Annotated in this window: 4 protein-coding genes; 2 read left to right on the top strand and 2 right to left on the bottom strand. The window is 51.7% G+C overall.

Annotation, left to right across the window (positions count from 1 at the left end; genetic code table 11):
- Positions 1-1,509 (top strand): autotransporter outer membrane beta-barrel domain-containing protein (locus GS535_RS03430; RefSeq protein ID WP_160799102.1); only part of this gene is annotated, 1,509 nt, incomplete at its 5' end.
- 70 nt (positions 1,510-1,579) lie between these two features.
- On the opposite strand, the gene GS535_RS11270 is transcribed toward GS535_RS03430, so the two are convergent.
- Positions 1,580-3,475 (bottom strand): glycosyltransferase family 2 protein, encoded by a 1,896-nt coding sequence (locus GS535_RS11270; RefSeq protein WP_160793012.1) that lies wholly within the window; start codon positions 3,473-3,475, stop codon positions 1,580-1,582.
- A gap of 256 nt (positions 3,476-3,731) precedes the next feature.
- On the opposite strand from GS535_RS11270, the gene GS535_RS03420 reads away from it, so the two are divergent.
- Entirely contained in the window at positions 3,732-4,556 is an 825-nt protein-coding gene (locus GS535_RS03420; RefSeq protein ID WP_160793013.1) for an aldo/keto reductase, read from the top strand.
- 50 nt (positions 4,557-4,606) lie between these two features.
- Here the strand turns inward: GS535_RS03420 and parE are convergent, their stop codons facing one another.
- On the bottom strand, positions 4,607-6,553 hold the full coding sequence (gene parE, locus GS535_RS03415) for a DNA topoisomerase IV subunit B (RefSeq protein ID WP_160793014.1): 1,947 nt from the start codon (positions 6,551-6,553) through the stop codon (positions 4,607-4,609).
- Between the last annotated feature and the right edge of the window lie 9 nt (positions 6,554-6,562).

Below are 6,562 nucleotides of genomic sequence, written 5' to 3'. Positions count from 1 at the left end.
GGCGGCACGAACAGCAAGCCTGATGACGGCAGCCATAATGCGACGCCGAACAATGGTGGTGGCACGAACAGCAAGCCTGACGATGGCAATCATAATGGTTCGTCGAATAATGGCGGCGGCACGAACACCAAGCCCAATGATGGCGGGGCTACGAATAATGGTAGTCACACGCATAATGAAACAGGAAACGGGAGCAATAATACGGGTGGTTCTGGTGGCAATAGCGGCAATAATCCGTCAACACCAACACCAACACCAACACCAACACCAACACCAACACCAACACCAACACCAACACCAACACCACAAGTGCCTAATTTTCATCTCCAAGCTGAGACACGCAATGAGAGTGCCGCTGCAACGGGTCTAGGACAGATGGTGGCTGCAACGCATGGTGGTGGCGCTTTGGGGGATGCTATCGTTAATCTAAAGACGCCGGAAGCGCATAATGCGCTCAATGCTTTGTCTGGTGAGATCTATGGCAGCACGAAGACAGCTATGGTGAATGATAGTTTTTATCTTCGTGATGCGTCGATTAATCGGTTGGATTGTATTGATGATACGTTGCGTTTGTGCCCAACGGGGGGAACAGAACAAAAGCCCGGAGGCGTTGATCCCAACCATCGTGTTACCGTGTGGGGGCAGGTATATGGGTCACGAGGGGGTAATAGTGGCAGTGGTTCAAACTACCTGAATGCAGCTCACTTAAATCAGAATGCCGTTGGATGGATTATGGGGGCGGATACTGACGTGCACGGATGGCGCGTTGGCGGATTGCTGGCTTACGGACGGTCTATGTTCTCTAATGGGGGATCACGCCGCTCTTCAGGCTATGCCAATAATGCTTCTCTCGGTGTGTACGGGGGGACGTCATGGGGCGTTGGGGGCATTACGCCAACCGCGCGCATTACTCTGAAGATGGGCGCGGATTATACGTGGAATGTGCTACAGACCAATCGCCGTATTACAATCCCGGGCTTTTCAGATCATGCGAAGTCAACAAGCCTAGCAGGAACAGCGCAGGCTTATGCAGAGACGGGCTATCGTTTTGTAGCAAAATTGGGTGGGTCTGCTCTTGAGCTGGAGCCTTTTGCGAGAATGACCTATGTCAGCTACCAGCAAGGGGCGTTTCGGGAGCATGGAGGCCTAACAGCTCTTAACGTTCGTGGACAGCAAAGCAACCTGGGGTATTCGACCGTTGGCTTAAAAGCGGCATCGTCCTTTAACCTTGGTTCTGTGGTTTTCTCGACGCACGGAAGCCTTGCCTATCGTCGGGCTTTTGGTGCGTTGCGTGGGACGGCGCGTGAGCGCTTTAATCAAGCAGGTGGCGGCGTTGGGTATGATATGAGTGTGATAGGAACGCCTATCTCTGCAGATACGGCCGTGGTGAACACGGGAGTGTCCGCTCATCTCGCGCGTGATCTAACAGTACAACTGGATTATATCGGCCAATACGGCAACCATCTGACAACGAGCGGTGGAACAGGTAAAATCAATTATAAGTTCTGAGAACATTCTCAGAAGGTATGAAAAAGGAGGGGAATTCCCCTCCTTTTTTGTAGGTTTAAGAACGTGCCGCTCACGCGACGGGAGGGATACGGTCTTTCATTTCCAACTCAAGGTCTTGAAGAATGAACCGCCACTCAGCATCAATGTTACTAAAGACCTTATGGGCGTGGATTTGGGCCCAGAGGTCATGAATCTGGTCGCTTAATGAAGCGCGGATAGCGCTTTCTGCAGCGCAGATGGTAGGATTGGTGCGAAGTTGGTCGAGTTCTTGTCGCAGAGCCTCCTGCCGATCCATCATCCATACATTGCGTTCATGCTGTGGGTCTTTGGCTTGCAAGCCAAAGGCATTCGCCCATTGGTTGGTATAGCGGCTTGTGTCGAGGTCTTTTTTCGCATCAGCTCCGCTATTACGCGCATGTTTCCATGTCCATTCAGCAATTGATTTAAAGTAATAATGGGAGATGGAAATACGGTCGAAATGCCCTTCATCGGCAAAAGCAGGGTCATGAGGGAAACCAGCAGGGGGATGCTGGTATTCATGCCGGTCGCCATTGGTGAGGCGGAACATATAGGGCGTTACAGGATTCCAGACCGGATGATGAGGGCGAGAATGGAGAGTTCTGTTAGGGCGGCAAGCTGATTTAACTAAACGCCAGCCATCACCAATGGCCCCATTGCCAATAATGCGGAAATTGCGCTGGGTGAGGGGCTTAGCAAGGTCAGCGAGACCATTGTCGTTCTTGCGTGAGCCAATGAAGCGCCAATTAATAGCGAGTGCATCCGTCTGCCAATGGTCAATCCAGTCAAGGTAGTCGTGCAAAGAGGGATACGCTTTGGGGTCAAGCGTGATGAACTCGTCCCCATCCATAATGAAGCACCATTGGAAATTTAGAATATCAGGCAGAACATTAAGGGCATGACCATAGGCTTTAAATTGTGGGCTTGTGCCTGCGGCTGTTGGGTTGTCGATCCATGTAATAAGTCCTTCCTCAGCGAGTTCAGCAAGGAGGGCTTCGGACTTATCGGTATTGTCATTGCTGTAGATGAAGAAATGCTCGACACCGAGCGTGCGATGATAGGCGATCCATTCAAGGAGGTAGAGCCCTTCATTACGCATGGTGGTCAGCATGCACACGCGACGTTGCGGTTCAATCGTGCGACGGGCGGCATGGGTAAGTGCGTGCAGGAGGCCCGCAAAAGAACCATCCGCACCATTGTCAGCAAGGAAAGAGTCTGCTTCAGGAGAATGTATTTTTTGCGGGGTTGGGAAAGGACTAATGGAGCGGCCCGCATGGGCCCAGCGTTTTTGTTCCCATGTGGCGAGCTGTGGGAAGGCTTTCTCTAGCCATATGTTAGGCGGCATGTGAGAGGCGAGCTTGTGGCGAAGCGCACGATCATGGAGGAGCCTCTCACCGACACGTTCTATAACATTCCATCGTATAATGGGCAGGAGGCTATCCAAAGCGGGGAGAAGAGCATCACCTTGATATTCTTCAATAAAGGAAACACATGCGGTTGCTGTAAGACTGCGACGGAAAAGGCCCGTAATCGCTTGTGCGATATGGTGGAGATAATCCGTGCCCTGAATGGGAATGAGGCTATATTCTTCCCATCGCATCACATGGTGACAGTCTCCGACAACCGGATTAGCTGTTTTGTCATCATGGAAAGGGCGGGTGGTCATATATTTGCCAGGACGTGCAGGGTCTTCGAGCGCGACAAACTGCCCCTGGTCACCACTGATGCGAGATCTAATACTTAAGACGGTGCCGCGAGCGGTGTAGTGTTCCAGCCAGATTTGCGGTTGTTCCCGTCCTGGATCTGTTGTGAGAAAGAGGTAGTCGGGGATGGCCTCGATCTTCATGGCAATAAGTGGCGTAAAGCCAGCATCATTAGGATAACGGGCATTATAAAGCTGGCCATTATCAAGCTTTACAGCGAGATGGGCCTCATGGGCTGTTTCCACATGGAAGAAAGAGACAGCGTTATTGGGTACAGCTGGTGTGTGTGTGGATCCCTGTTGTGAGACATGCCGTTTTTTCCCTTAGTATTCGGTGTCATGAGACCATCATCGTGCGTGTTGTTATAGGGGGCAGCTCATGGAAGAGGCAAGAAAAGAGCGGCACAGCGCGATAATGAAAAAGCCTTTAGTATCATTTGCCTTCATTCTGCCAGAGGGAATGCGTAGCTTGGCCCTGTATCTGATGATGAAGGAGATGATCATGACAGAGCATTCTATCCCCCGTATTCCGTTGCATGATGGTCATTCTATCCCTCAAATTGGGCTTGGTGTGTGGCAAACCCCAGAGGATCAAACGGCAGATGTCGTACGTAAGGCGATTTCTTTGGGATATCGTGCTGTCGATACAGCGCGTTTGTACAAAAATGAAGCTGGCGTTGGTGAAGGTTTGGAACACCACCCTGATGTTTGTGTGACCACCAAGTTGTGGAATGACGATCAAGGTTATGATGCGGCATTGCGTGCATTTGACCGTAGCGCGCATTTATTGCGTCGTGATGTGATTGATTTTTATTTGATCCATTGGCCGATGCCCCATCAAGGACAGTATGTTGAGACGTGGAAAGCGTTGATTCATCTCAAGAAAGAGGGGCGCGTGCGTTCGATTGGTGTTTCTAATTTTGCAGAGGAACATCTTGAACGGATTATCGGGGAAACGGGTGAGGTTCCGGTATTGAACCAGATTGAGCTTCATCCCTATTTTCAGCAAAAAGCGCTGAGGGACTTTCATTTAAAGCATCATATTCAAACGGAAGCGTGGCGCCCTCTGGGTAAAGGAGCGATTTTGGATAATCCTGTCATTGGCGAGATTGCCAAGCGTCATGGCAAAAGTCCGGCTCAGATTATTTTGCGTTGGCATGTGCAAAATGATCTGGTCGTGATTCCAAAATCTGTTCATCCGCAGCGGATGGCTGAAAATATAGCTGTTTTTGACTTCCAGTTGAGCCGTGAAGAAATGGCCCAAATGGCGTCCCTTGACCGGACTGATGGACGGATGGGGGAAGACCCTATGACGGTACGTTTTTAAGCAGAGTTTCTATAGGTCGATAGGAGAAAGTCTCCCATCGACCTGTGGGATTAGACATCAAGAAGCTCTACCGAATCCGCATGCTCTTGAATAAAGCGGAAGCGCAGCTCGGGCTTCCGTCCCATGAGGCTTTCAATCCGGTCGCGTGTGAGGAGATTGTCTTCAGGTGGAATCGTGACACGGAGCAACGTGCGGCGCGCTGGGTTCATGGTCGTTTCTTTAAGGTCAGAAACGGGCATTTCCCCTAAGCCTTTAAAGCGGGAGATTTCGACCTTTGCATTAGGTTTGAAGTCCGTTTTCAAGCGGCGAACACGGTCTTGGTCGTCCATTGCATAAACGGTTTTGCCTCCATGTGTGAGGCGGTAAAGCGGCGGCTGTGCCAAAAAGAGATGGCCACCGCGTACGAGCTCAGGCATTTCTCGATAGAAAAATGTCATCAGCAAGCTGGCAATATGGGCCCCGTCCACGTCGGCATCGGTCATGATGATGATGCGGCCATAACGGAGGCGATCCAGGTTAAGCTGTTTCCCGATGCCGCACCCTAATGCTTCGATCAGGTCACGAAGCTCTTGGTTGGCATGCAGCTTTTCTGCTGTAGCCGATGCTACATTGAGGATTTTCCCTCTTAGAGGGAGTACGGCTTGAGTTTCACGGTCGCGTGCTTGACGGGCAGACCCACCGGCGGATTCCCCTTCGACGAGGAAAATTTCGGTATCATGAGCATTCGTGCGGCTGCAATCGGTCAGCTTGCCGGGCAGGCGGAGCTTGCGGGTCGCACTTTTGCGGGATGTTTCTTTATTTTCACGCCGACGTAAACGCTCTTCAGCGCGCTCGACAATATAGCCGACAAGAGCATCAGCCTGTTGTGGGTTGCCTCCAAGCCAATGGTCGATTCTGTCGCGCAGCGCACCTTCAACAAGACGGCTGGCTTCTTGCGTGGTGAGGCGATCTTTTGTTTGGCCTTGAAATTGTGGGTCACGAATAAAGACGGAGAGTTTCGCATTAATGGTGCCCAACACATCTTCTGCTGTGATAGCGGCTGAACGACGAATTTTGCGCTGGTCTCCCCAATGACGGAAGCCCTTCACGAGCGCGGCGCGAAGCCCGTTTTCATGTGTACCTCCTTGGGGGGTTGGAATCGTGTTGCAGTAGGATGTTAGGCCGCTGGTGCCACGATCGAGAAAAGCAACGGCCCATTCCACGCGTCCGCCTGTTTTGCCATCAGCTGTGCGGGGAAGGTCGGCTTCTCCAGCCCATAGAGGAGTGAGAAGTGTGTTTTCATTGCCAATGTCCGCGCGTAGAGCGTCGGCTAGCCCATTAGGGTAATGGATGACGTCTTCTTGGGGAAGGGCATCGTCCCCTTTTAAAAGATCAGGGTTGCAAGACCACCGAATCGTCACTCCACGGAAAAGGGCTGCTTTATTTTTGCATAAGCGATAGAGCCGGACAGCGGAGAAAGCTTGTTTGCCAAAAATCTCAGGGTCTGGTTGGAAACGAACGGTCGTGCCGCGTTGGCGTGCAGGAGCCTTGCTTGTCTCAAGGTCGGAGGTCGGCAGTCCACGGGAAAAGAGCTGACGAAAGCGTGTGCGATCGCGCGTTACTTCAACGTCCAGTCGTTCGGAGAGGGCGTTGACCACAGAGCTTCCAACACCATGCAGCCCGCCAGAGGTCTCGTATGATTTTCCCGAGAATTTCCCACCGGCATGAAGGGTAGTGAAAATAACTTCGAGAGCTGATTTCCCTGGGAAACGCGGATGAGGATCCGTTGGGATACCGCGGCCATTGTCATGTACCATAAGGGTATGGGCATCTTCTAACGCGACCTCAATGGAGGTGGCATGACCCGCGACAGCCTCATCCATCGCATTATCAATAATCTCGGAGGCCAAGTGGTGATAGGCATTATCGTCAGTGCCACCAATATACATGCCAGGGCGGCGACGGACAGGTTCTAGTCCTTCTAGAACTTCAATATCCTGAGCGCCATAATCGGTCATAGAGTCAAG

The sequence above is a fragment of the Saccharibacter sp. EH611 genome, assembly GCF_009834765.1.
Lineage (GTDB): Bacteria > Pseudomonadota > Alphaproteobacteria > Acetobacterales > Acetobacteraceae > Saccharibacter.
The sequence above is the reverse complement of the archived record's forward strand: the minus strand, read 5'-3'. Positions and strand labels throughout refer to the sequence as shown.